Here is a 24,733-nt window from a genome sequence, read left to right on the forward strand (position 1 = left end):
GGTTTCCCCGGTGCCGGCCGGTACCGGGCGGTGGCATTCAGCCACTCCATGGTCGATAGTGTGGCACCCCGCACAGTTCCGCCGCCGGAGCCCGCCATGACCGAAGCCCACCTGTTCGTGATCGGCATCCTGCTGGCCTGGCTGGCCGGCATCCGTGTCTACCTCACCGTGTTCGGCGTCGGCATCGCCGGCCTGCTCGGCTGGGTCGACCTGCCACCGGCGCTGCAGGCCACCGAGTCGTGGTGGGTGCTCGGCACGTCGGCGGCGCTGGCCATTGCCGAATTCTTCGCCGACAAGATTCCCGGCGTGGATTCAGCCTGGGACCTGGTGCAGACCCTGGCGCGCGTGCCCGCCGGCGCCTTCCTCGCGGCAGCGACACTGTCGCCCGATGGCGACCTGGGTACCGGTGCACTGGTCGCCGGCGCGGGCGTTGCGCTGGCCAGCCATGGCCTGAAGGCCGGCACCCGCGCCCTGCTCAATACCTCACCGGAACCGGCCAGCAACTGGGTCGCCTCTGCGGCCGAAGATACCGTGGTGATCGGCGGCTTGGCGCTCGCGCTGGCGCATCCATGGATCGCGCTGGTGGTGGTGCTGGCCTGCAGCCTGGCCGGCGCATTGCTGGTCTGGCTGGTCTGGCGCACCCTGTGGAAAAGCGTGCGCTGGTTGGCACGTGGCGGCAGCGACGACGGACAACGGCAACCGCGTACCGGCTGATCGGCAGGCTTGTCGCATAATGGCCGCGAACACCAGGAGCATCGATGGCCGCAAACGAATCCGCCGCGGGCCCCCGCCCGGGACGCGCTGAAACCCCTCCGGCCGATCATTGGCAACGTTGGGCCGCCCCCTTGGCCGCGGCAACGCCTGCCGAAGCAGTACCGGCGGTGTCAGAGACACCCGCCCTGTCGGTGCCCGGCGACGGCGCCCGACTGGCGGCTCCGCCGCCCCTGCCCTCCACCGCCGCACTGCCCGAGGCGGGCAACAGTGACATCCCGCCTGTCGATGCCGACTCGCCCTACCGCGTGCTGATCGTCGAAGACGATCGTGCCCAGGCGCTGTTCGCACAGAGCGTGCTGCATGGCGCCGGCATGCAGGCGATCGTGCTCGGCGATGCCGATGGCGTGCAGCAGGCCATCCGCGAGCAACGCCCTGACCTGATCCTGATGGATCTGCACCTGCCCGGGCTGGATGGCATGCGGCTGACCGCGATGATCCGCCAGCAGCCCGGCATGCAGCTGCTGCCGATCGTCTTCCTCAGCGGCGACCCGGATCCGGAGCGCCAGTTCGAAGTGCTCGACTGTGGTGCCGACGATTACCTGAGCAAGCCGATCCGGCCGCGCCACCTGATTGCCGCGGTGGCCAACCGTATCCGCCGCGCACGCGCGCAGGCAGCGACCCTGCCCGGTGCCAACGGTGCACCGGCCACCAGCAACCCGGAAACCGGGCTGCCCACGCGCCACCACGTGCTGCAGCAACTCAACGCGACGCTGGCGCAGCACGACCGCGGTGGCGTGTTCTTCGTGGAAATCTCCAGCGCGCTGGGCCTGCGCGAGCGCTATGGCTATGCGGCCTTCGAGCGGCTGATGGTGCAGGCCGGGCAACGCCTTGCCGAGGCTGGCCATCCGCACCTGCTGGCGCGCCTGAACGACAACAGCTTCCTGCTGCTGGCGCGCAACGCCGATGAGGACAGCCTGGAAGCGATCGCCGGCACCCTGCGTGAGCAGCTGTCCGCGCGCGCCTTCGTGATCCGCGACGACGAATCGGTACACCTGCGTGGCGTGGTCGGCTACGCGCCGCTGTCGCCGGGTTTCGACGATGCCAGCAGCGCCCTGGAAGCGGTCGAACGTACCACCCTGCAGGCACGCCTGCTCAGCGCCGGCGTTGCCGGCCATGTGCATCGCCAGGTCACGACCGAGCAGGAGCACCTGGCGTTGCTGGAAGGCCAGCTCGAGCTCGCTTACCAGCCGATCGTCGCCGTCGCCGGCGGCAGCAGCGCGCAGTACCAGTTGCTGCTGCGCCTGCGCAGGTCCGATGGCAGCGTACTGACCGCCGGCCAGGTGATTCCGGCAGCCGAGGCGGCCGGCCGCATCGCCGACCTCGACCAGCAGGTGCTGGAGCATGCGATGGGTCTGCTCGACCTGTATCGCCACGCCACCCAGCCGCTGAACCTGTTCGTCTCGCAGTCGCTGCGTACCCTGCAGCGCGATGCCTTCGCCGACTGGCTGCTGGAATCGCTGCAGCAACGCCGCCTGCCCGGCAGCGCGCTGGTGATCGACGTGCGCCTGCCCGACGCGCTGATCCACACCGTGCCGTTGCAGCAGTTCTGCCAGCGCATGGCCAGCGTCAGCGTGCGCTTCTGCCTGAGCCAGTTCGAACCGGGCAGCGAAGCCCTGGCCCTGCTCACCCAGCTGCCACTGTCGTTCGTGCGCATGGCCGCACGCTTTTCCAGCAGCCACTCCAACCCCGATACGCGCGAAGAACTGCGCCGATCGATCGAGCAGGCGCATGCAGCCGGCCTGCAGATCATCGGCCAGCAGATCGAGGACCCGCAGGCAGCGGCCGCGATGTGGGTCGGCGGTGTCGATTACATCCAGGGCAATATGGTGCAGTCGGCCGGCAGCGACCTGAACTTCGACTTCCACAACGCGGTGCTCTGAGTGTCACCGACGGTCGCGCTGTTGGCGGTACTGGCGCTGGCCATCGTCGCCCTGCTGGTACTGGGCCTGCGATTGCGTTCGCGCAATCGCGCGCTGGCGACACTGCAGCGCGAACGCATCACCCTGACCAGTGAACGCGACCAGCTGCGGCGCACCACCGAGCGCCAGGGCCAGCTGGAACATCAGCTGCTGCAGGCCAAGCAGGCTGCAGAAGCAGCCGTGCTGGCCAAGGGCGAATTCCTGGCCACCATGAGCCATGAAATCCGCACGCCGCTCAACGGCATCCTGCCGATGCTGGAGCTGATTGCCCGCGGCCCGCTCGGCGAAGACCAGCGGCAGATGCTGGCCACCGCCTCGGCCAGCTCGCAGCAGCTGCTGCGCATCGTCGATGACATCCTCGATTACTCGCGCCTGGAAGCCCAGGCGCTGGAGCTGGAGATCACCAGCTTCAACCTGCGCGAACTGCTCGACGGCGTGGTGCAGCTGCTGCAGCGCGCCGCCGAAGCCAAGGGCCTGACGTTGAGCCTGCAACTGGATCCGGCCGTGCGCCTGCCGGTACGCGGCGACCCCGTGCGCCTGCGCCAGATCCTGGGCAACCTGCTGGCCAATGCCATCAAGTTCACCGCACGCGGCCAGGTGCAGTTGCGCGTGCAGCGGCTGGGCGAAGGCCCCGCCCAGCACCAGCTGCGTTTCGAAGTGGTCGACACCGGCATCGGCATCGATGAGGCCCTGCAGGCGCGGCTGTTCCAGTCCTTCAGCCAGGCCGACGCGTCCACCACCCGCATCTACGGTGGCACCGGCCTGGGCCTGGCCATCTGCAAGCGCATCACCGACCTGATGCATGGCGACATCGGCGTGCATTCCACCCCAGGCCAGGGCGCAACCTTCTGGTTTGAAATACCGCTGCTGAAGGTTCCCGGCGACCTGCCGGCGCTGGCCCGCTCGCCGGCAGCGCTGCTGCTGTACACCGCCGATGCACAGCTGCAGCCACGCGTCGAACGCATCGCCGCGCACCACGGCCTGCAGGTGCAGCCGCTGGCCAGCATTGATGAGGCAATGGAACGCCTGCGCGCAGCACCACGCCCGGGCCAGAGCACACCGGCATGGTTGCTGGTCGACGCGCGCCACCGCCGCAATGGCGAGGTGGCCCTGCAGCGCGCCTTGGCCGAGCGCGGTGCCGACGACGCACTGCAGGTGCTGTGGCTGCAGGATGATCCGGTTGCAGCACGGCCGCGCCAGCAGCAGTTGCACAGCACATTCAACGATGCCGACCTGCACGCGCTCCTGGCCCAGCCAACAGCCACTGCACGCCCGGCAGCCCTGCTGGCCAACGCCGAAGACGCCAGGCCGGCCGCCGCGCTGCCACCGCTGGATCTGCATGTGCTGCTGGTCGAAGACAACACGGTCAACCGGATGGTGGCCGAGCACCTGCTGCGGGTCTTCCAGTGCCGGGTGCGCAATGCCGCCGACGGCGAGCAGGCCCTCGCACTGCTGCGCGAAGGTGGAATCGACGTGGTGCTGATGGATTGCCAGATGCCGGTGCTCGACGGCTACAGCGCGACACAGCGCTGGCGCAGGGAGGAAGCCGAAGCCGGGCGCACGCGGTTGCCGATCATCGCGATGACCGCCAACGCCATGGCCGGTGATCGCGAACGCTGCCTGCAGGCGGGCATGGACGACTATCTTTCCAAGCCGATCACGCGTGAAGCGCTGCATGCGCTGCTGCAGCGCTGGGGCCGGATTTCCGTGGATCGCGGACATGCACCGCTGCCGGAACCCGTGCAACCTGCCGCAACCCCGAGCGTGCCCGACGGCGAAAGCCTGGACGATGAACGAACGCGCGCGATCCCGATTCCACAGCCGGTGCTTGATCGCAGTGTGCTGGATGAACTGCAGGCGGTGATCGGCGATGCCGCCGCGCAGATCGTAACGGTGTTCCTGGAAGACGCACCGCAGCTGGTGCAGCAGCTGCAGCAGGCGGCGCAGGGCAACGACATCGAACGCCTGCAGGCGCTGTCGCACAGCCTGAAATCCTCCAGCGCCAACGTCGGCGCGCTGTCGCTGTCAGCGGTGGCGCGGCGGATCGAACTCGAAGCCCGCAGTGGCAGCCTGCAGCGCCCTGCCGTGGCAGTGGCGCTGCTGGTGGCGGAGTTCGCCCGCGCGCGCGTGGCGCTGACCGGCTACCTCGCCGACCAGGCCCGTTGAATCACTCTTCGAGCTTGCTCAGCAGGTACTTCGGCTCACCGATGCGCTCGATCAGCTCCAGCTGGGTTTCCAGCCAATCGATGTGCTCTTCCTCGGAGTCGAGGATCTTCACGAACAGCTGGCGGCTGACATAGTCACCGACCGAATCGGCATAGGCCACGGCCTCGCGCAGGGTGACCACGCCATCGCGTTCCAGCGACAGATCGCACTGCAGGATCTCGGTCGGGTTCTCACCGATGCGCAGCTTGCCCAGCGCCTGGAAGTTCGGCAGGCCTTCAAGGAACAGGATGCGATCGGCAAGCATGTCGGCATGCTTCATTTCCTCGATCGATTCCTTGTACTCGTGTTCGGCCAGTTCCTTGATGCCCCAGTTCTTGAGCATCTTGGCGTGCAGGAAGTACTGGTTGATCGCGGTCAGCTCGTTGTAGAGGACCTTGTTGAGGAATTCGATGACCTTGGTGTCGCCCTTCATGGGGATGCTCCTGCACGCTGAAATCGCGGGCACTGTAGCGCCTTGCGCGCGCGCGTGAAGGAACGCGAATCGTGCGCATTGGCCACTGCAGCCAACAATGAAGACCAGGAGAGCGCGGCGTCAACGCGCCGCGAAACGACTCAGGCGACCTGCGCCAAGCCCAACACCGGCAACGGCAGATCGTGGGTGGCACGCGCCTTGGCCAGCAGTTCGCCGGCCATGTCCAGGCAGGAACCGCAGGTCGCGCCGCATCCGGTGCGCATGGTCAGCTCGGCCACCGACGTGACGCCATGGCTGGCGGCTTCGCGGATCTGGTGGTCGGTAACACCGTTGCAGATGCAGACGTACACGGGCGGGAACCAGGGCAGCAGGCCAGTAGCGGCCTGGTCGCTATTCCAATGGAAACGAGAATGGTTGTCAATCAGAGACCTGAACCATTCTCGATACGGTTCAGAGTGCCGTCGAATCCAGCCGGTACGAGGCGGCTACAGGCACAACAGCCCAAGCGCCAGCACCGGTGTACTGAAGAAGACGATCAGCCACTGCACACCACCACCTGCCGCTCTCAGCCGCAGCAGGTAGTCCGCCAGGAACAGCGCACCCGCACAGGTCGCGAAGGCGAGGCAAACGCCCAGCGCAAGCGGCATCCATGCGATGCCGCCGAGGACCACCACGCTCAACAACAGCCAGGGGAGGCTTGCCAGACGGACAGCCAGTTGCTGCCGGAAATACCCGGTAGACGTGCGTTGCGACCGTTCGGCCCGCTCTTTGCGCAACCTGCCCGTCAAACGGCTCCCGGTTCACCCTTTGCTTTCCGCGGCCAGTACCCGCCGCGCATGGGCGTGCGCTTCCTGGGCCTGTCGTGGCCGGCCGCGTGGCCTGGCATCCAGGCCTCGGCAGCGCTCTTGGGCATGGCACTGATGCCCTGCCCCGCTACCCCCTGGGCCAACGGCGCCAGATGTCGCAGGGCGCGCGCGTAGACGCCACGCTTGAACACCACCACATGCTCCACCGGATACCAGAAGTCGACCCAGCGCCAATGATCGAACTCAGGCGAGTCGGTATGGTCCAGGCTGACGTGGGCCTCATCACCGGTCAGGCGCAGCAGGAACCAGACCTGCTTCTGGCCGATGCAGACCTGGCGTTCATTGCGGCGGATGGCACGCGCCGGCAGCTTGTAACGCAGCCAGCCCGGTGTCGCCCCAAGCACTTCAACGTGCTCCGGCAACAGCCCGGTCTCTTCCTGCAGTTCACGATACATGGCCTCGACAGGCGTCTCGTCGGTGTTCATGCCACCCTGCGGGAACTGCCAGCCATCCCGGCGCACACGTCGTGCCCAGAACACCTGCCCGTCCTGCCGCATCAGCACGATGCCGACGTTCGGTCGATAGCCGTCCGGATCGATCACGATGCGGACTCCTAAGAAAATCTACTGGTTGGGACTATCCCATGCCGTCTGTCGGGCCACAAGCACGATACAAAGGTGTTGACAGTCCTTGTACACATCAGCAGAATAGCGGGCTCACCAAGGCTATGTAGCTCAGCCGGTTAGAGCACAGCACTCATAATGCTGGGGTCGGTGGTTCGAGTCCACCCATAGCCACCACGTTGAAGTTGTTTTTCAACGTGAAAAGTGAGAAAATAGTTACACGTTACATTGCCCCTTAGCCAAGCGGTAAGGCACCTGACTCTGACTCAGGCATCGGTGGTTCGAATCCATCAGGGGCAGCCAAATTAAAAAGAAAAAGGCCTGATCGAAAGATCAGGCCTTTTTCTTTTTAATTTGGTCACGCATCCCACCTTATCCCCGCGCCTGTCGGCGCACCCCCTTGAACAACAAGGGGGCTCTCCTCCAGAGAGGGATCCGGGGTCGGATCCTTTTCCAAAGGAAAAGGCCCTGACCCCACCCCATCGCCAGCCGCTAGCCGGCAACCTTGAAATGCGCAGCCCCAGAACGACAAAAGCCCGGCCGAAGCCGGGCTTTTGCTTTTCCATCCAGCGGGCTCCCGAAGGAGCCCAACCAGGCGCGGTAAATCAGCGCTTGGAGAACTGGGTGGCGCGGCGGGCCTTGTGCAGACCGACCTTCTTACGTTCGACTTCGCGGGCGTCGCGGGTCATGAAGCCAGCCTTGCGCAGCTCGGACTTCAGGGTCTCGTCGTACTCGACCAGAGCACGGGCGATGCCCAGACGGATCGCACCGGCCTGGCCGGTGGTGCCGCCGCCAGCGGCGGTGACCAGGATGTCGAAGCTCTCGGTGTTCTTGGTCAGCTCGAGCGGCTGGCGCACGATCATGCGAGCGGTCTCACGGCCGAAGAACTCGTCCAGCGGACGGCCATTGACGGTGATGTTGCCCGAACCCTTGCGCAGGAACACGCGAGCGGTGGAGGACTTGCGGCGGCCAGTGCCGTAGTTTTGAGTGATAGCCATGATTAGATATCCAGAACCTGCGGCTGCTGTGCGGCGTGCGGATGCTCAGTGCCGGCGTAGACCTTGAGCTTGCGGTACATCTGGCGACCCAGCGTGCCCTTCGGCAGCATGCCCTTGACGGCGGTCTCGATCACGCGCTCCGGGTGGCGCTCAAGCGCCTGGGCGAGGGATTCGGTCTTCAGGTTGCCGATGTAACCGGTGAAACGGTGATACATCTTGTCCTGCAGCTTCTTGCCGGTGACGACAATCTTTTCTGCATTGATGACGACCAGGTAGTCGCCGGTATCAACGTGCGGGGTGTAGACCGGCTTGTGCTTGCCACGCAGACGGCGGGCCAGCTCGGTGCAGAGACGGCCCAGGGTCTTGCCCTCGGCGTCGACGAGGTACCAGTCGCGCTGGACGGTCTCGTTCTTGGCAGTGAAAGTGCTCATGAAGAACTCTTGGTTAGGTCGGGCTCATTGCGGCGAAGGACTCGCCGGAACTCTGCCACGCGTTGTGAAAGGTGGAGCGTAAGGGGCGGCATTCTACGCAGCTTGGCTGGCGGGTGCAAGCCGCCGCCCGCCCCGGGTTGGCAGGGGACCGGGGCCGGGCGAGAATCGGGCTTCCCCCGCTCCACGCCGTGCCGACATGACCGTGCTTCGCCAGACCACCCCGCTGGACCATCTGCTGACCGAGGCGCAGCGCGCCCTGGACACGGTGTTCGGCAACCCGCCGGCCAGCCGCCCCTATCCGGCCACGGACACCGGCGAGCCCGGCATGGACAGCGCCCAGCGTCGCCACGCGGCCGGGCTGATGCGCATCAACCATGTCGGTGAGGTCTGCGCCCAGGGCCTGTACTTCGGCCAGGCCGCGGTGGCACGCGACCCGGCGACCCGCGAACATCTGCTGGAAGCGGCCCAGGAAGAGACCGACCACCTGGCCTGGTGCGCCACCCGCCTGGGCGAGCTGGACAGCCGCCCCAGCCTGTTCAATCCGCTCTGGTACGCCGGCAGCTACACCATCGGCACCCTGGCCGGGCTGCGCGGCGACGGCTGGAACCTGGGCTTCGTGGTCGAGACCGAGCGCCAGGTGGAAGCCCATCTGGACGAACATCTGGTCGACCTGCCGGCCGGCGACCTGCGCAGCCGCGCGGTCATCCGGGTGATGAAGGAAGACGAGGCCCGGCATGCCGAGCATGCCGAACAGGCCGGCGCACGCCGCCTGCCGTTCCCGATTCCGGGCGCGATGGCGCTGGCCTCCAGGGTGATGAAGACCATTGCTTACCGCATTTGAAAGGGCAACCCCCACCAACGGTGGGGGCCTACCAAACCACACGGTGGGGCCCGACCGTTGGTCGGGTCGCCCTTCAATTCGGTGACACCAGCTTCAGGCCGATCACGCCGGCCACGATCAGGCCCACACAGGCCAGGCGTGCCGGCGAGGCGCTGTCGTTGAACAAGTAGATGCCCAGTACGGTCACGCCCATGGCGCCGATGCCGGTCCAGATCGCATAGGCCGTGCCGACCGGAATGTTCTTCATCGCCTGGCTCATCAGATACAGGCTGATCAGGGCCGACACCACCGTCAGGGCGGTCGGCACGGGTTTGCTGAAACCTTCGGAGTACTTCATTCCAAGGGCGAATCCGATCTCGAACAGACCGGCCAGCAGCAGATAGATCCAGGGCATGGGTGGGGGCTCCTTACCTTTTTGGGAAAAACGAAACGGCCCGGTGTTTTCACACCGGGCCGTAAGTCGGTACATCGCCGTGGAACTGAAGATTGCGCCAAGCGCAGGTTCCACGGGGCGGGGCGTCCCGCCTGGGTGGCGATGCCTGACGGCATCGCGCATGGGTCACTCAGCCAGGTTGCGGCCGTGGAACAGCTCTTCGATCTCACGACGCAGCAGCGCTTCGATCTTCATGCGTTCCTTGAACGAGATGTTCTTGGCCTTCTCCTCGAACAGGTACTGGTCCAGGTCGAAGTCCTTCAGGTGCATCTTCGTGTGGAAGATGTTTTCCTGGTAGACGTTGACGTCGAACATCTCGTAACGCGACTTGATGTTCTTGGCCAGGAAGTTCTGGATCGAGTTGATCTTGTGATCGATGTAGTGCTTCTTGCCCTTCACATCACGCGTGAAGCCACGGACACGGTAGTCCATGATCACGATGTCCGATTCCAGGCTCTCGATCAGGTAGTTCAGTGCCTTCAACGGCGAAATGACGCCGCAGGTAGCCACGTCGATATCGGCGCGGAAGGTGGCAATGCCTTCCTGCGGGTGCGTTTCCGGATAGGTGTGCACGGTGATGTGCGACTTGTCCATGTGCGCGACCACGGCATCGGAAATCAACTCCTTGCCGGCCTGCTTCTTGTCGATCACCGGCTCTTCGGAGATCAGGATCGTCACCGAGGCACCCTGCGGATCGTAATCCTGGCGCGCCACGTTGAGGATGTTGGCGCCGATGATCTCAGCGACATCGGTCAAGATTTGAGTAAGCCTGTCGGCGTTGTACTCTTCATCGATGTATTCAATGTAACGCTGACGCTCCTCTTCGGTGCGCGCGTAACACACGTCATAGATGTTGAAGCTCAGCGCCTTGGTGAGGTTGTTGAAACCCTGCAACCTCAGGCGAGGCAACGGCTTGACCACGGCGGTCGATTCCTGTGTAAGAAGGGAAAGGGGGAATTATGCGGCATAAGTGTCTCCAGGGGGAACGTGAAGACGCTCAGGTTCTGGCACACTGTTTGCCCTTAACAATTGCGCTGGTTAAGCTCCGCTATCGACCCCGTGAATCCGTTCATGCGCAGAGGGAGCGCCCCTATCGTGTCAACCGTGCGCCTAGCTAGCAGCCCATTGGCCTTGGACATCGCAACAATCGACCGCTTCCTGGCACACAGCCACAGGCGGCGCTATCCCACCCGTACCGACGTCTTCCGACCCGGTGATCCGGCAGGCACCCTGTATTACGTCATCAGCGGCTCGGTTTCGATCATGGCCGAGGAGGAAGAGGACCGTGAGCTGGTGCTGGGCTATTTCGGCGCCGGTGAGTTCGTCGGCGAGATGGGCCTGTTCGTGGAGTCGGACCGCCGCGAGGTGATCCTGCGCACCCGCACCGCCTGCGAGCTGGCCGAAATCAGCTACGAGCGCCTGCATCAGCTGTTCCTCGGCCCGCTGTCGGCCGATGCCCCGCGCCTGCTGTACGCGCTGGGCCAGCAGATCTCCAAGCGCCTGCTGGACACCAGCCGCAAGGCCAGCCGCCTGGCGTTCCTGGATGTCACCGACCGCATCGTGCGCACCCTGCACGATCTGGCGCAGGAGCCGGAGTCGATGAGTCATCCGCAGGGCAGCCAGCTGCGCGTCTCACGCCAGGAACTGGCCCGCCTGGTCGGCTGCTCGCGCGAAATGGCCGGCCGGGTGCTGAAGAAGCTGCAGACCGACGGCCTGCTGCACGCCCGCGGCAAGACCGTGGTGCTGTACGGCACCCGTTGACCACCCGGTGTCCGCCGGGCATGGCCCGGCGCTACCACAAGACCTGCGCCGGTAGCGCCGGGCCATGTCCGGCGGGTCGCCATACGTGCGACGTACCATCGCATGTCCCGCACACCCGCTTCCGCTAGGCTCGATCCATGGAACTGAGCAGCGAATTCTGGTGGTTCATCCTCATCGGCCTTGGCGCACAGCTGGTCGATGGTGCGCTGGGCATGGCATTCGGGCTGGTTTCTTCATCGGTGCTGCTCAGCATGGGGCTGCCTCCCGCACAGGTCAGCGCCAGCGTCCATACCGCTGAGGTGTTCACCACCGGCGCATCCGGTGTGTCGCATCTGGTTGCAGGAAATGTCGACAAACGCCTGTTCTTCCGCCTCGCGCTGCCCGGCGCACTGGGTGGTGCACTCGGCGCGTACGTCCTGACACAGGTCCCTGGCGACCTGATCCGCCCGCTGATCTACCTGTACCTGCTGGTGCTGGCCATCATCATCCTGGCCCGCGCGGCCGGCCGCTGGATGCCCAAGGGCGAGATCCGCCGGGTGCCGGTGCTGGGCTTCTTCGCCGGCCTGCTCGATGCCAGCGGCGGCGGTGGCTGGGGCCCGGTGGCCACCTCCACCCTGCTCGCCCGCGGCGGTCAGGCGCGGACCACGATCGGCACCGTCAACGCGGCCGAGTTCGTGGTCACCTTGACCATCTCGGCCACGTTCCTGCTGTCGATGGGGGTGCAGCACCTGCAGATCGTCGCCGGCCTGCTGATCGGCGGCATGATGGCCGCGCCGGTGGCGGCGGTGCTGGTGAAACGGGTGAAGGAACGCTGGGTGCTGGTCGCAGTGGGCGTGCTGGTGCTGGGCATCAGCCTGTTCCAGGTGGGCCATGCGCTGTTCGGGTACCTGGGCCGCTGACCGCCCGCCGGGCGTGGCCCGGCGCTACCCGCGCGGGCTTCGGTAGTGCCGGCCGCTGGCCGGCAACCTGGCACGCGTTTCCGCAGTTCATGAGGTTGCCGGCCAGCGGCCGGCACTACCGGGTCCCTGCCCGGCGGGCAGGCGGGATCGATTACGCCTTGTCGCCACCGCGGTCCACGCAGCCCCAGTTGAGGATGCGGGTACCGGCTGGCAGCACGCGGCGGAAGAATTCCACCTTGGCCGGCTTCGGGTTGACCACCACCGGCGCTTTCGCCGCCAGCAGCAGCGGGAGATCGGCGGTGCTGTCGGAATAGGCGATGTCGATGTCACCGTAGCCGCGCTCGCGCAGCATGCGCATCTTCTCTTCGTTGTGGCAGTGACGGGTCGGCCCTACCCCGCCCAGCCGCGGCCCCACTTCGGTGCCGATCACCGGCACGTCCTGGTGAGCGACGAAGGCCAGGATCGCGCGGGCAAGCTCCGGCGGTGCGCCGGTGGCCACCACCACGCGATCGCCCTTGGCACGGTGCGCGGCGAACACCTCCAGCGCCTGCGGCAACAGCTTGGCGCGCATCTGCGCCTCGTTGCGCAGCACGTAGGCGTCGATCACCTTGTTGAACTCACGCGCGCGGTGCAGGCCGAAGCTGCCGATCCAGACATAGACCGAGATACCGGCACGGCGGGTCGGCAGCATCGCCACCATTGGCCCGGCAATCGGGGTGACCAGCAGCGCCGCCAGCATCCGCAGCGGGTTGCGCTTGATCAGCGACGCGAACAGGTGGGTACCCGAATCGCCGTCATACAGGGTGTGGTCGAAGTCGAAGACCACCAGCGGCGCATCCTCGCGCGGCGTTGGATAGTGCGTTTTCATGCTGCGAAGAATAGCTGACGCAGACCCTCGCCCGGCTCTTCCACGCGCATGAAGGCCTCGCCGACCAGGAACGAGTGGATGCCGGCATCGCGCATCAACGCCACGTCCTGCGGGCCGAGAATGCCACTCTCGGTAACCAGCAGGCGGTCGCGCGGCACGGCCAGGCGCATGTCCAACGTGGTCTGCAGCGACACCTCGAAGGTGCGCAGGTTGCGGTTGTTGATGCCGATCATCGGCGCCGGCACCTGCAGCGCACGCTCCAGTTCGTCGATGTCATGCACTTCCACCAGCACGTCCATGCCCAGCGACATCGCCAGTTCGGACAGCGTGGCCAGCTGCGTATCGTCCAGCGCGGCGACGATCAGCAGGATGCAGTCGGCGCCGAGCACGCGCGCCTCGACCACTTGGTAGGGGTCGATCACGAAGTCCTTGCGCAGCACCGGCAGCGTGCACGCTTCGCGCGCCTGCTGCAGGTAGGCGTCGGCCCCCTGGAAGAAGTCCACGTCGGTCAGCACCGACAGGCAGCTGGCGCCGCCAAACTCGTAACTGACCGCGATGTCGGCCGGGCGGAAGTCGGGGCGGATCACACCCTTGGACGGGCTGGCCTTCTTCACTTCGGCAATCACCGCTGGATCGCCATTGGCCACTGCAGCCTGCAGCGCGCGCACGAAGCCGCGCACCGGTGGCGCATCGGCCAGCGCGGCCTGCAGCTCCTCAAGCGGCCGCTGGGCGCGGCGCTGGGCTACTTCTTCGGCCTTGCGGGCCAGGATCGTCTGCAGGATATCGCTCATCGTCGTCGGGTCGGTGCTGGGGCGGTGAGGACGACCATTATCGGCCATCGGGTGGGTCAGGCTGAACCGCGCGCTCAGGCAACCAGCGCGCGGGTGGTATCGACATACTGCTGCAGGCGGGCACGGGCGCTGCCATCGGCGATGACCGCGCGGGCGCGGGCCAGGCCGTCGCCGATATCGCTGGCCACCCCGGCCACATACAACGCTGCGCCCGCATTCAGGGCGACGATATCCAGCGCTGGGCCCGGCTCGTTGTCGAGCACGGCGCGCAGCATGGCAATGGATTGCTCCGGGCCGTCCACGCGCAGGTTGCGGCTGGCCGACATGGCGATGCCGAAGTCTTCCGGATGGATCTCGTACTCGCGCACCTTGCCGTCGCGCAGCTCACCCACCAGGGTGCCGGCGCCCAGCGAGATCTCGTCCATGTTGTCGCGGCCCCAGACCACCATCGCACGCTCGGTACCCAGCTCGCGCAGCACGCGCGCCTGGATGCCCACCAGGTCGGGATGGAACACGCCCATCAGCACCGACGGTGCGCTGGCCGGGTTGGTCAGCGGCCCGAGGATGTTGAAGATGGTGCGCACGCCCATCTCGCGACGCACCGGCGCCACCACCTTCATCGACGGATGGTGGATCGGCGCGAACATGAAACCGATGCCGGTCTGTTCGATGGCCGCCGCCACCTGCGCCGGCTGCAGCTCGATCGCTGCGCCCAATGCCTCGACCGCATCAGCGCTGCCGGACTTGGACGACACGCTGCGGTTGCCATGCTTGGCCACGCGCGCGCCGGCGGCAGCAGCAACGAACATCGCGCAGGTTGAGATGTTGAAGGTATGCGAGCCATCGCCACCGGTGCCGACGATGTCGACCAGGTGGGTGGTATCGGCGACCGGCACGGCCAGCGCGAATTCGCGCATCACTGTCGCCGCGGCGGCGATCTCGTCGATGGTTTCCTTCTTCACGCGCAGGCCGGTGAGGATGGCGGCGGTCATCATCGGCGAGACATCGCCGCGCATGATCTGCCGCATCAGGTCGACCATTTCGTCGAAGAAGATTTCGCGGTGTTCGATGGTGCGTTGCAGGGCTTCCTGGGGGGAGAAGCTCATCGGAATACTCCTTGGATCAGGCAGCCGGGCGCTGCAGGAAATTGCGCAGCAGCGCGTGACCATGCTCGGTGAGGATCGATTCGGGATGGAACTGCACGCCCTCCACCGGGAACTGGCGGTGGCGCAGGCCCATGATCTCTTCGATCGAGCCATCCTCGTTCTCGGTCCACGCGGTCACTTCCAGCGCATCGGGCAGGCTGTTCTTGTCCACCACCAGCGAGTGGTAGCGGGTGGCCTGGTAACCGTCCGGCAGGCCGGCGAATACGCCCTTGCCCTCATGGCGGATCGGCGAGGTCTTGCCGTGCATGATGTTGCCAGCACGGATGACCGTGCCGCCGTAGACCTGGCCGATACCCTGGTGGCCCAGGCACACGCCGAGGATCGGCGTGGTCGGCCCCAGGCGCCGGATCAGCTCCAGCGACACGCCCGCTTCGTTGGGCGTGCACGGGCCGGGCGAGATGACGATGCGCTCGGGTTTCTGCGCGGCGATCTCGTCCACGCTCATCGCATCGTTGCGCACCACCTTCACTTCGGCACCCAGCGTCTGCAGGTACTGCACGAGGTTGTAGGTGAAGCTGTCGTAGTTGTCGATCATCCACAACATGGTCAGGTTCCGTCGCTTATCAGGAAAATGGCGTACACGTTTTCGGTGTAGGTGATGGGGCCCGCTTCGATGGATTCGGGCAGGCGCGAGCCCGTGGTCTCGATGCTGTTCATCGGCGCCTCGGGCGAGGGCGGCGAAGGCGGCGTCACCAGATCGCCGCTGCTGGGCCAGCTGCCTGCCTGGATGCCGTAGGCGAAGTTCGGCGCCACATCGGAAATGCTGTACAGACCGCGCAGATGGGTGCCGTAGGCCTTGGCCAGGCCCTGCGCGGACTCGCGGGTCTTGGCTGCGGCCTCGCCCTTGAGTTCACGGCGCAGCGCCACCTCGCCCGAGTACGTCGGGGCCAGGCTGCTGACCTGTACGTTCTCGTTGGCCTTCAGCGCACCCAGCACATCCTGCATCGCCTTCACACTGGCAAAGCTGGCGCGCAGCTGGCGTGACACGCGCGTACCGATGAAGACCTGCCGGTTCTGCTCATAGCGCGTCGCTGGGCCGATGCGCAGGTTGTCCGCGCGCACGCTGCCGTCCACCGCTTTGTGCTGCTTGAACAGCGCCAGCACGCGGGCGACGTTGTCCTGCACGCGGCGACGCGCGGCATCGGTATCCATATCGGTCTCTTCGATGTTCAATTGCAGGCCGAACCGGTCAGGCATCACCAGACGGCGCGCCTCGCCCTTCACCAGCAGGTGCGGCTGCGAGGGAATGGTGTTGGCCTGCGCCCAGGCAGACGGGGCCATCGTGGCCAGCAGCGACGACCACAGCAATGCGCTCAGCAGCTTCATGCGGTACTCCTTGTCTTGAATGGAAACAGCGAGGGGTGCTGCGGCGCAGGCCACAGCACGGGGAAACTCACAGGCCCTTGGCGGCCTGGGCGACGGCACGGAACAGCGCGCGGCCCTTGTTCATCGTCTCGTCCCATTCCTTGTCCGGGTCCGAGTCGTAGACGATGCCGGCGCCGGCCTGCACGTACAGGCGGCCGTCCTTGATCACGGCGGTGCGGATCGCGATCGCGGTATCGGCATCGCCGTGCCAGCCGATGTAGCCGATGCTGCCGGCGTAGACATTGCGCTTGATCGGTTCCAGTTCGCGGATCACTTCCAGCGCGCGGATCTTCGGCGCGCCGCTGACCGTACCGGCCGGGAAGGTGGCGCGCAGCACATCGGCGTAGCTCAGGCCCGGCTGCAGCTGCCCGGTCACTTCGCTGACGATGTGCATGACGTGGCTGTAGCGTTCGATCACGAACTGCTCGCCCACTTCCACGGTACCGGCTTTGGACACGCGGCCGGCGTCGTTGCGGCCCAGGTCGATCAGCATCAAGTGCTCGGCGCGTTCCTTCGGATCGGCCAGCAGCTCGACTTCCAGCGCCTGGTCCAGTTCCGGCGTGGCGCCGCGCGGGCGGGTGCCGGCGATCGGGCGCACGGTCACTTCACCGTCCTGCAGACGCACCAGGATTTCCGGCGAGGAGCCGACCACCTGCAGGTCGCCGACATCGAGGAAGTACATATAGGGCGAGGGATTCAGTGCCCGCAGCGCGCGGTACACATCCACCGGGCGTGCCTTGAACGGCACGCTCAGGCGCTGGCTGAGCACCACCTGGAAGATGTCGCCGGCACGGATGTACTCCTTGCTGCGCTGGACCGCATCGACGAAGCCTTCGCGGGTGAAACCGGAAACGAAATCGGACTCGTCCAGCACGTCGCTGGTGAGTGGTGCCGGATAGCCGGCACCCGGCGCGCGCAGCCTGGCCGCCAATGCGTCCAGGCGCGCCTGCGCCTGCTCGAATGCGCCCGCTTGGCGCGGGTCGGCGTGCACGATCAGGTACAGCCGGCCCTTCAGGTTGTCGAACACCGCCAGCTCATCGGAGTGCAGCAGCAGGATGTCCGGAGTGCCCAGTTCGTCGCGGCCGGCCGGCGATGCCAGGCGCGGCTCGATGTAGCCGATGCACTCGAACCCGAACCAGCCGACCAGGCCACCGGTGAAGCCCGGCAGGCCTTCCAGCTTCGGCACCGAGTGAGCACTGCGCAGCGCCTCGACCTCGGCAAACGGATCGGCCACCTCGCGGGTTTCCACCACCTGGCCGTCCTCGCGCACCGTCAGGGTGTGGCCGTGGAAGGCGTACACGCGACGTGCCGGCAGGCCGATGATCGAGTAACGACCAAAGCGCTCGCCGCCTTCGACGGATTCAAACAGGTAGGTATTGGGGCCGTCGGCGAGCTTCAGATAGACCGAAAGCGGCGTGTCCAGGTCGGACAGCACTTCGCGGACAACGGGAATATGGGTGTGGCCTTCAGCGGCCTGCTGCTGAAACTGAGCGTGCGAGATCAAGACGACTTTCCTTCCGGGACACAGCGTTATGGGGACGGACGACGGCAACAGGCCACCATCGCCACCAACGGCGTGCGGAAGAAAGGGTATGCGGGGTCGTCAGGCTGGACACCCAATGACTGTATCGCAGCTTTGGCCGCAGGGAAACCCTTTGGCGACGGGCGGTTTACGCCGCCCTAGCCCATCCGCCGTGCCTGTTCCTGGGTCTCGTGCACCTGCTGCTGGGCCAGCGACACCCCCTGCGCCTGCTCGCGAGTGGCATTGATCGCGTCCATCTGGGCGGTGCTCGCGCTCAACGGCTGGGCCATGCCCGCCGCCACTTCGACGTGGGCATGGCGACGGTGCGCGGCGTTCAGGTCGGGCGTATCCACCGCGAAGGCGCGGCTATGGTCGTCGCTGAGCACCACGTGGGAAATGGACTCCAGCCCCTCGCGCCTGGCCTGCACGGCCAGTGCGCCGGCGAGCTGGTCGCTCTGCAGGTCAGGCACCCGGTTGTGGGCGCGGTCCAGCGCGTGGACCCCGGTCTGGGCACCCACAAACAGGGGGTTGCCGGCATGGGAGGGATGATCGATGCCGATCGCCTGCGCCGAGGGTTCGGCGGCAGGCTGGACGTGCGGGGGCCGCTCGACCAGTTTCCGGGCGGCGGCCTCCTGCTTGATCAGTTCCGAGTCCAGACTGGGGATGACCGTCGGATCCATGCCATGGCGGGCGGTCGCCTCACTGAAGGCCGGCATCATTCCGCGGATGACGCGTTCGGACTTGTCGAGGTTGTGCAGCTTCGCTGCGTCCAACGCCAGGTTGCCGGTCGGCAAGTGGGTCGCAGCAGCAGCCCCGATGCCCACCGCAGCACCACCTACCGCGGACAGGGTGATCGGCGCCTTGTCGGTAATGCCCTTCACATGGGAGGCCACCAGGTCATAGCCGCGGTCAACATGGGCGCCAGCGGTCGCGAAACCGTTCTGCAGCTTGCCAGCGACCCATTGGCCGTCGTGGTTGATGGCGGCGGCCACGCGCTCGCCCGCCGCGCGCGTGCCTGCGGCATCGGCAAGGGCCTGCTTCGTCGCATGCTGCGCATGTTGCTCGCCGTGGTCACGGACGTCTTCGGCCTGCTTGGCAAGCCTGCCGGCGACGTTGTCCGCGCCCACCCGGTCAGCGACCCACGATAGTGCGGACAGGCCATGGGAGCGGGTCTGCGATTCGACGCGGTGCAGGGTGGATTCGATGCTTCCGGTCAGTTCGCGCCCCGAAGCAACCACCGTGCTCGTCGCCCGGGTACCCAACTGCAGGCTGGCCGAGCCCATGTTCACTACCTGGCCGATGACCATGCCCTCGGTCTTCAGCACGCGCTCGACGCCATCGCCCGTTCTGTCCAGCACCTGGGCAGTGGCAGCGCCCGCCCGCTCGACCTGCTCGCCGGCCAGGCGACCGCTACGCATGCCGTAGGCCGTGGCGTGCAGCACAGTGGACAACGGCCCCGCCAGTTCCGCCACCTGGCTGGGCGGCGCCACGTGCGGGCGATCGACGAGCGCCCCTTGCGCATCGCGGGTCTTGGGCTCAAGCAACAATTCCAGGCGCCCTGCCGCGAGCGGAATATCGCGCAGCGCCTGCTGGCCCGGCTGGCTCGCCAGTTGTTCGATGAACTGTGCGGCGGAGGTCTGCGCCCCCGGGGGCAGCATCTCGCGCAGCTTTTCACCGACGACCTTCTGCATGGCCGGATCCTTCAGCACCATGCCCAGCTCGTTGGCAAGCACGCCGTAGCCACGACGCTGCTGCTCGCTCAGGCGGTGCATGCCGTTCTGCACATCGTTCAGCACTTCACCGGTGGTCTGGTAGGTATGCACGGTCTGCTGCGTGTCGAAGGTCGGCAGGCCGTTGTCCTTGGCGAAACGCGCCGGGGTAGCCGGATGCAGGCCGGCGGCGTTGAACGTGGTGGCACGTGCGCCGGTCACTGCGGACGCGGCGGACGCCATGCCGCCACCGAGGGAGTGACCGGCCATTTCGAAGCCACCGGGGCGCTCCTGATTGATGATGGAGGCAAGACGCATGGCGCGATCGTAGTAATCGCTGCGCATGCCGATGCCCTGCTGACCGTTGTTGAGGAAATCCTCGCCACCGGATTCGCGTTTTCCATCGGGCGCCAGAGGATCAACAATCTCACCCGTAGATCCCTTGTAGACCACGACAGGTTTCGCATCCTCGCCGAAGACGCGCTTGTCAGGGATGTAGATTTCGGCACGGAATCCCGATTCAGGTGGCTGTAACAGGTCACGGACGGTTGCGTCCGACAGTTCGAAGCCCGCCGCACGCAAAGCTGCAGGATCCGTGCTTGCGCGAGTCCAGCCCGCCGGCGGTTCGCCAGCATGCTTGGCTGACTGATACACATCGGAGGCAAGTCCAGACATCTCACGTGCGTGGTATGTCTCCTGCAAACGATCTGCATCTTCATTGTGGCCGCTTGCGCGCAACTGCTCCACAAGCTCGCGCTGTTCCTGGACTGCGCGTGCCCGCGCGTCAATGTCGTGATCCTTCATGGCAAGCTCCATCCACCTTGAGGGGACATGCCCCCGCGACACATATCGATTATCAGATCCGTTTGCTAATGTCACGTCTCGAGCACCGTTGCGGAATCAACATGCCCATTCATGTTTTTGAAAGTTTGAAAAGGACGTTCCCGATAATGCTCTACGCCATCTTTCTGATGGTGAGCGGATGCGCCCTTTCATCGAGCCATGGCGCCGAACAGTACTTCGACGGAAAAAACCTCGAGCTTGCGATAGCAACCGAGCATGGCGATTCGGACACCGTTCGGCGCCTGATAAAGAACGAAGGAGTTAATCCCGACAGAGTCTTCGCTCGTGACACTGGAATCCCCCTGATGGCGTGGCCCATTCGGGCGAGGAATCTTGATGGGTTGCGCGCTCTCCTGGACAACGGCGCAGATCCGAATGCACGCGTATACAAGACGGTGGACGGGCGCAGGCTTGGTTACAACAATGCGATGGTCTACGCGGCAAAGATGGACGACCCTCGCTTCCTGGAGCTGCTCCTGAAGCATGGCGGAGACCCCAACACCCGCAACTCAGCCAACGAGACTCTACTGCTGCAGGCATTCCTCAGCGGAAATCAGTGGAAGAACATCCAGGTACTGATTGAGAACGGGGCCAACATCAATGAATCAAGCCTGGACCTGGGCGATGACACGGTCCTGAGCTGGTACACAGCGCGAGGCGGCTTCGACTACGCTTACTGGCTACTGGAACATGGTGCTGATCCAGCGATTGCAAAGCCGGAAGGGTCCAGCCAGCCTGGCCGGCAGAAGATGGTCGAGGACATCTACTGGGAAATCACCACGCCGGACAACCTGCCGTGGCAGAAGAAATGCCAGCAATGGCTGGCTGAGCGCAACATCCCCCGCCCGCCGATGCCCGAACACATCCGCAGGAAGCGCGAGGCCTTCAAATTCCCGAGCAAGGAAGAAGACATTCCGCTGCTCTGATTCCTGTCTCAGCTGCCGGAAAGCAGCACGCAGTCATCCGGCAGATGCATCCGCACCCTGCCCGCCACGCAGTCGATGCGGAAGCGGCGTGCCTGCACCGGTTCGCCGTCCAGGTTCAACGTCAACGGCTGCGGTGCGTCGATCTGCAGCCACGGCAGCTGCGCGCGCGTGGCGACACGTTCAAGCGCCGCCTCCTTGCCGCCGGTCAGCATCTGTCCAAGGGTGGCTGCGACTTCACCCTCCAGTTCCGGCACCACGGTGACGTCCAGCAGGCCGTCATCGATCAGTGCCTGGGGGCACAGCTGCTGGCCGCCACCGGCCTGACGGCCGTTGCCGATACCCAGCGCGATGAACCCACCTTCCCACTGGAAGTCCGGCCCGCTCAGGCGTGCGGTGATGGGTTCGATGCGGCCGAGCTTGGCGATACCGGTGATGACATAGGCCAGTCCGCCAAGCATCTTCTTCAAGCCGGCATCGGTTTCCACCGTGACCTGAGTACCGAAGCCACCGCTGGCGAGGTTTGCGCACCACCATGGCTTGCCGTCGGCATCGACGCGCAGCAGGTCCATGGGGCGTGGGTGGCCGCCGGCAATCAGCGCGAAGGCCTCCTGCGGCTCCACCGGAATGCCCGCAGCGGTGGCGAAATCGTTGGCGGTGCCCATCGGCACCAGCGCCAGCGAAGGCAGCGCCTCAGCCGGCTCGTCGCGATGGGCCAGCGTCTCGGCCACCGCGCTGAGCGTGCCGTCGCCGCCGGCCGCCACGATCACGTCCACGCCGTGGTCGATGGCTTCGGCGACGTAGCGCTCGGCATCACCGTCTTCCCAGGTCACCCGCACTTCCAGCTGCACGCCGCGTTCGCGCCAGTGGCCCACGGCCTCGCGCAGGTCATCGTTGCCTGCGGACTTGCCGTTGAGGATCAGGCGCCAGCGGGGGGTGCTCATGCGGTGCTTCCAGGGAAGGGCGGCACAGGCTAGCAACCGCGCGTTCGGGGCCAGTGAAAGGCGGCGGCCACCGTTCAGGTCAGGGCGCTGGGCTCGCCCGCGCGGCATGTCATGCAGGTGTCATCGGCCACCGGGAGAATGGAAGGCCATAGCAGGGACGACGGATGGAGGCAGGATCAGCCTCCCACGCATGCAGCAAGGCCACGCCAGCGTTTGGCGTGGCTTTTTTTTGCTGCGCGGCGCTGCATATCGGCTTACAGGTAAGCCTCGATGGGACCGTGCAGGAGGCAGCTGTCGAAGGCATCGATGCTGCACAACATCGCTTCATCAATTGCGTACTCCTGCAACAGAAGGTCGAGCGCCGGAATTCCGGTCACGAACCTGCGTTCCACCCTGGTCTGCGCGTCCTGCATGGCGTAGTCGTAGTCGAAGCCATAGGCGGTCTCGGTGAAGCGTGCGGCATGGGTGATCATGCGCAGCTCGTAGGTGTCTTGTTCGCCAGGAATGACATGGGCGAAGCAGCGCAACCCGGCGCCCACCGAAGCCAGCTCCGCTGCCAGCGCCCATCCCTTTTCAAGCGCCGCGAATGGCCGCGGCGGCGGCGATGGGTGGCGGCGACGCCAAAGCACCATGGCGTGTTCCACGTCATGGCCAGCGGCCTGCAGCTCGATGGCCGCCTCGGCGGCACCCAACCCTGTGCGGTGCCCGTAATCGGCCACGAGCTGATCAACCACCAAGGCGTGCGCCTGTGACAGGTCACCGCCGGCAGCCTCCAGCGCCTGCCTGCAGACGGCAATCGGGGCCGGCAGCCGCTGGCGGAGTGCGGCAATGGCGTATTTCATCGGCACACCAGTCACCAGGAAACGGCCTACCCGGCGAATGCCTTCAGCGCCTCACCTTCCAACCGGTACACCGTCCACTCGTCCTGCGGTCTGGCGCCGGCTGCGGTGTAGAACTCGATGGCCGGCGTGTTCCAGTCCAGCACCGACCATTCGAAGCGACCACAACCTTCAGCTACCGCCTGGCGGGCGATGTACTTCAGCAGCGCTTTGCCCGCGCCGGAGCCGCGTTTTTCCGGGCTCACGTACAAGTCTTCCAGGTAGATGCCCTTGCGCCCCAGCCAAGTGGAATAGTTGTAGAAATACACCGCGTAGCCGATGGCTTCACCGTTGGCCTCGCAGACCAGCGCGCGGGCGGTGGCGTCGGCGCCGAACAGGCTTTCGGCGATGCCGATCTCATCGGTCTGCACCGACTGCTCGGCCTTCTCGTAGATCGCCAGTTCGCGGATGAACCGAAGGATCAGGCCGGCGTCGGCGACGGTGGCCGGGCGGATGTTCAACAGTGCCATGGGCGAAGAGGGAACGGAGGGAATTGAACGAGCTTAATCCCCTCCGTCCCCTTTTTGTCAGCGCGCTGCAGCGACGTTGGCGCGCATCTGCGCGATCACGTCCTGGTAGCTGGTCTTGGCGTTGAAGATGGCCGAGCCGGCGACGAACGTGTCGGCGCCAGCGGCGGCGATCTCGCCGATGTTGTCGGCCTTCACGCCACCATCGATCTCCAGGCGGATGTCACGGCCGCTGGCATCGATCTTCTGGCGCACCACGCGCAGCTTGTCCAAGGCCGACGGAATGAAGGCCTGGCCGCCGAAGCCCGGGTTGACCGACATCAGCAGCACCAGGTCGAGGTCGTCCAGCACCCAGTCGAGGATGTCCACCGGGGTGGCCGGGTTGAGCACGATGCCCGGCTTGCAGCCCAGCGAGCGGATCAGCTGGATGGTGCGGTGCACGTGGCGGCTGGCCTCCGGGTGGAAGCTGATGTAGGTGGCACCGGCCTCGGCGAAGTCCGGGATGATGCGGTCGACCGGCTCGACCATCAGGTGCACGTCGATCGGCGCGGTGACGCCGTGCTTGCGCAGCGCCTGGCAGACCATCGGGCCGATGGTCAGGTTGGGCACGTAGTGGTTGTCCATCACATCGAAATGGACCCAGTCCGCACCTGCGGCCAGGACGTTGTCGACTTCCTCGCCCAGGCGGGCGAAGTTGGCCGAGAGGATGGAAGGAGCGATGAGGCAGTTGGACATGGCCGGGGCCTTCGGAACGGGGAAAGGGGTCTCCCGCCCGCAGGCGGGGCAATGGGGTCAGCGCTTGCGCAGGGTCTTGATGCGGTCGTAGGCGGCGTTGATGCGCCGCGACTTCTGCTCGGCCTGCTGCTGCAGCTCAGGGGCGGCGCCGCCCAGCTTGTCGGGGTGGTACTGGGAGATCAGCTTGCGGTAGGCGCGCTCGACCTCGGCATCGGTGGCCTCGGAGGTCAGCCCCAGCTCGCGGTACGGGTTCTCCTTGTTCAGGCGGAACCAGTCGCTGTCGAAGGCATGCCCCAGCAACAGGCCGACCACCGCGCCGAACAGCGGATTGGGCCGGAACAGCAGGGCGCCGGCGATGAATCCGAGCAGTTTTCCGTACCAGCGCATGGCGCTCCGGGG

At 65.8% G+C, this 24,733-nt stretch carries 27 protein-coding genes and 2 tRNA genes; 9 read left to right on the forward strand and 20 right to left on the reverse strand.

The genetic code is table 11. The features are described from left to right. The first annotated feature begins 96 nt into the window (after window positions 1-96). Genes CLM74_RS19500 through CLM74_RS19510 form a run of 3 tightly spaced genes read left to right on the forward strand, consistent with a single transcriptional unit; the run spans window position 97 to window position 4,859 of the window. Window positions 97-714, forward strand: coding sequence for a DUF4126 domain-containing protein (locus tag CLM74_RS19500; RefSeq protein WP_025874628.1), 618 nt, complete (start codon window positions 97-99; stop codon window positions 712-714). Between the two features lie 44 nt (window positions 715-758). After that, entirely contained in the window at window positions 759-2,654 is a 1,896-nt protein-coding gene (locus CLM74_RS19505) for an EAL domain-containing protein (RefSeq protein ID WP_105164773.1), read from the forward strand. Next, window positions 2,655-4,859: an ATP-binding protein gene (locus CLM74_RS19510; RefSeq protein ID WP_105164774.1), complete on the forward strand. Its 2,205-nt coding sequence runs from the start codon at window positions 2,655-2,657 to the stop codon at window positions 4,857-4,859. Between the two features lies 1 nt (window position 4,860). On the opposite strand, the gene bfr is transcribed toward CLM74_RS19510, so the two are convergent. From bfr to CLM74_RS19530, 4 genes are all read right to left on the reverse strand, one after another. Further along, on the reverse strand, window positions 4,861-5,331 hold the full coding sequence (bfr, locus tag CLM74_RS19515; protein WP_025874625.1) for a bacterioferritin: 471 nt from the start codon (window positions 5,329-5,331) through the stop codon (window positions 4,861-4,863). Window positions 5,332-5,471: 140 nt separating this feature from the next. Beyond that, window positions 5,472-5,681: a bacterioferritin-associated ferredoxin gene (locus CLM74_RS19520; RefSeq protein ID WP_032951724.1), complete on the reverse strand. Its 210-nt coding sequence runs from the start codon at window positions 5,679-5,681 to the stop codon at window positions 5,472-5,474. A 135-nt stretch (window positions 5,682-5,816) separates the two neighbouring features. Continuing rightward, window positions 5,817-6,119 (reverse strand): hypothetical protein, encoded by a 303-nt coding sequence (locus CLM74_RS19525; RefSeq protein WP_234003393.1) that lies wholly within the window; start codon window positions 6,117-6,119, stop codon window positions 5,817-5,819. After that, complete coding sequence (locus CLM74_RS19530) at window positions 6,116-6,739, reverse strand: RNA pyrophosphohydrolase (protein ID WP_025874624.1); 624 nt, start codon at window positions 6,737-6,739, stop codon at window positions 6,116-6,118. The genes CLM74_RS19525 and CLM74_RS19530 overlap by 4 nt, the downstream gene beginning before the upstream one ends. 121 nt (window positions 6,740-6,860) lie before the next feature. On the opposite strand from CLM74_RS19530, the gene CLM74_RS19535 reads away from it, so the two are divergent. Further along, window positions 6,861-6,937, forward strand: a tRNA-Met gene (locus CLM74_RS19535). Between the two features lie 52 nt (window positions 6,938-6,989). Beyond that, a tRNA-Gln gene (locus CLM74_RS19540) sits at window positions 6,990-7,063 on the forward strand. 302 nt (window positions 7,064-7,365) lie between these two features. Here CLM74_RS19540 and rpsI read toward each other — a convergent pair. Beyond that, on the reverse strand, window positions 7,366-7,758 hold the full coding sequence (gene rpsI / locus CLM74_RS19545; protein WP_005411311.1) for a 30S ribosomal protein S9: 393 nt from the start codon (window positions 7,756-7,758) through the stop codon (window positions 7,366-7,368). A gap of 2 nt (window positions 7,759-7,760) precedes the next feature. Next, window positions 7,761-8,189 carry a 50S ribosomal protein L13 gene (rplM, locus tag CLM74_RS19550; protein ID WP_025874623.1) on the reverse strand — a complete coding sequence of 143 codons (429 nt, stop codon included), beginning with the start codon at window positions 8,187-8,189 and terminating at the stop codon, window positions 7,761-7,763. Window positions 8,190-8,385: 196 nt separating this feature from the next. On the opposite strand from rplM, the gene coq7 reads away from it, so the two are divergent. After that, complete coding sequence (coq7, locus tag CLM74_RS19555; protein ID WP_033832396.1) at window positions 8,386-9,030, forward strand: 2-polyprenyl-3-methyl-6-methoxy-1,4-benzoquinone monooxygenase; 645 nt, start codon at window positions 8,386-8,388, stop codon at window positions 9,028-9,030. A gap of 73 nt (window positions 9,031-9,103) precedes the next feature. Here the strand turns inward: coq7 and sugE are convergent, their stop codons facing one another. Both sugE and speD read right to left on the reverse strand, forming a co-directional pair. Further along, a complete protein-coding gene (gene sugE, locus CLM74_RS19560; RefSeq protein ID WP_025874621.1) occupies window positions 9,104-9,424 on the reverse strand; it encodes a quaternary ammonium compound efflux SMR transporter SugE in 321 nt (106 codons plus the stop codon). 165 nt (window positions 9,425-9,589) lie between these two features. Beyond that, complete coding sequence (gene speD / locus CLM74_RS19565) at window positions 9,590-10,384, reverse strand: adenosylmethionine decarboxylase (RefSeq protein ID WP_025874620.1); 795 nt, start codon at window positions 10,382-10,384, stop codon at window positions 9,590-9,592. Between the two features lie 150 nt (window positions 10,385-10,534). On the opposite strand from speD, the gene crp reads away from it, so the two are divergent. Together crp and CLM74_RS19575 are read left to right on the forward strand one after the other, a co-directional pair. After that, entirely contained in the window at window positions 10,535-11,224 is a 690-nt protein-coding gene (gene crp, locus CLM74_RS19570) for a cAMP-activated global transcriptional regulator CRP (protein ID WP_025874619.1), read from the forward strand. Window positions 11,225-11,361: 137 nt separating this feature from the next. Further along, window positions 11,362-12,123: a sulfite exporter TauE/SafE family protein gene (locus CLM74_RS19575; RefSeq protein WP_025874618.1), complete on the forward strand. Its 762-nt coding sequence runs from the start codon at window positions 11,362-11,364 to the stop codon at window positions 12,121-12,123. 151 nt (window positions 12,124-12,274) lie between these two features. On the opposite strand, the gene CLM74_RS19580 is transcribed toward CLM74_RS19575, so the two are convergent. From CLM74_RS19580 to CLM74_RS19610, 7 genes are all read right to left on the reverse strand, one after another. Then, window positions 12,275-12,991 (reverse strand): haloacid dehalogenase-like hydrolase, encoded by a 717-nt coding sequence (locus CLM74_RS19580; RefSeq protein WP_025874617.1) that lies wholly within the window; start codon window positions 12,989-12,991, stop codon window positions 12,275-12,277. Continuing rightward, the gene (trpC, locus tag CLM74_RS19585; protein WP_105164775.1) at window positions 12,988-13,782 is read right to left on the reverse strand and encodes an indole-3-glycerol phosphate synthase TrpC; all 795 of its coding nucleotides are present in this window, start codon (window positions 13,780-13,782) and stop codon (window positions 12,988-12,990) included. Before trpC ends, CLM74_RS19580 begins: the two co-directional genes overlap by 4 nt. 74 nt (window positions 13,783-13,856) lie before the next feature. Then, a complete protein-coding gene (gene trpD, locus CLM74_RS19590) occupies window positions 13,857-14,888 on the reverse strand; it encodes an anthranilate phosphoribosyltransferase (protein WP_025874615.1) in 1,032 nt (343 codons plus the stop codon). Between the two features lie 16 nt (window positions 14,889-14,904). Further along, a complete protein-coding gene (locus tag CLM74_RS19595) occupies window positions 14,905-15,492 on the reverse strand; it encodes an aminodeoxychorismate/anthranilate synthase component II (protein WP_025874614.1) in 588 nt (195 codons plus the stop codon). Window positions 15,493-15,494: 2 nt separating this feature from the next. Then, the gene (locus CLM74_RS19600; protein ID WP_105164776.1) at window positions 15,495-16,274 is read right to left on the reverse strand and encodes an SIMPL domain-containing protein; all 780 of its coding nucleotides are present in this window, start codon (window positions 16,272-16,274) and stop codon (window positions 15,495-15,497) included. Window positions 16,275-16,341: 67 nt separating this feature from the next. Beyond that, entirely contained in the window at window positions 16,342-17,817 is a 1,476-nt protein-coding gene (gene trpE, locus CLM74_RS19605) for an anthranilate synthase component I (protein WP_099785640.1), read from the reverse strand. A 176-nt stretch (window positions 17,818-17,993) separates the two neighbouring features. Continuing rightward, the gene (locus tag CLM74_RS19610) at window positions 17,994-19,997 is read right to left on the reverse strand and encodes an XVIPCD domain-containing protein (protein WP_234003394.1); all 2,004 of its coding nucleotides are present in this window, start codon (window positions 19,995-19,997) and stop codon (window positions 17,994-17,996) included. 452 nt (window positions 19,998-20,449) lie between these two features. Here CLM74_RS19610 and CLM74_RS19615 point away from each other — a divergent pair, with 452 nt between their 5' ends. After that, window positions 20,450-21,313 (forward strand): ankyrin repeat domain-containing protein, encoded by an 864-nt coding sequence (locus CLM74_RS19615; RefSeq protein WP_234003395.1) that lies wholly within the window; start codon window positions 20,450-20,452, stop codon window positions 21,311-21,313. Window positions 21,314-21,321: 8 nt separating this feature from the next. On the opposite strand, the gene yegS is transcribed toward CLM74_RS19615, so the two are convergent. From yegS to CLM74_RS19640, 5 genes are all read right to left on the reverse strand, one after another. Next, entirely contained in the window at window positions 21,322-22,254 is a 933-nt protein-coding gene (gene yegS, locus CLM74_RS19620) for a lipid kinase YegS (RefSeq protein ID WP_105164779.1), read from the reverse strand. Window positions 22,255-22,508: 254 nt separating this feature from the next. Then, complete coding sequence (locus tag CLM74_RS19625) at window positions 22,509-23,096, reverse strand: hypothetical protein (RefSeq protein ID WP_105164780.1); 588 nt, start codon at window positions 23,094-23,096, stop codon at window positions 22,509-22,511. 26 nt (window positions 23,097-23,122) lie between these two features. Further along, the gene (locus CLM74_RS19630; RefSeq protein WP_025874607.1) at window positions 23,123-23,602 is read right to left on the reverse strand and encodes a GNAT family N-acetyltransferase; all 480 of its coding nucleotides are present in this window, start codon (window positions 23,600-23,602) and stop codon (window positions 23,123-23,125) included. Between the two features lie 57 nt (window positions 23,603-23,659). Next, on the reverse strand, window positions 23,660-24,334 hold the full coding sequence (rpe, locus tag CLM74_RS19635) for a ribulose-phosphate 3-epimerase (protein ID WP_025874606.1): 675 nt from the start codon (window positions 24,332-24,334) through the stop codon (window positions 23,660-23,662). A gap of 57 nt (window positions 24,335-24,391) precedes the next feature. Beyond that, complete coding sequence (locus tag CLM74_RS19640; RefSeq protein WP_025874605.1) at window positions 24,392-24,721, reverse strand: DnaJ domain-containing protein; 330 nt, start codon at window positions 24,719-24,721, stop codon at window positions 24,392-24,394. Window positions 24,722-24,733: the final 12 nt, after the last annotated feature.

The sequence above is a fragment of the Stenotrophomonas sp. MYb57 genome, from assembly GCF_002966815.1.
Classification (GTDB): Bacteria; Pseudomonadota; Gammaproteobacteria; order Xanthomonadales; family Xanthomonadaceae; genus Stenotrophomonas; species Stenotrophomonas indicatrix.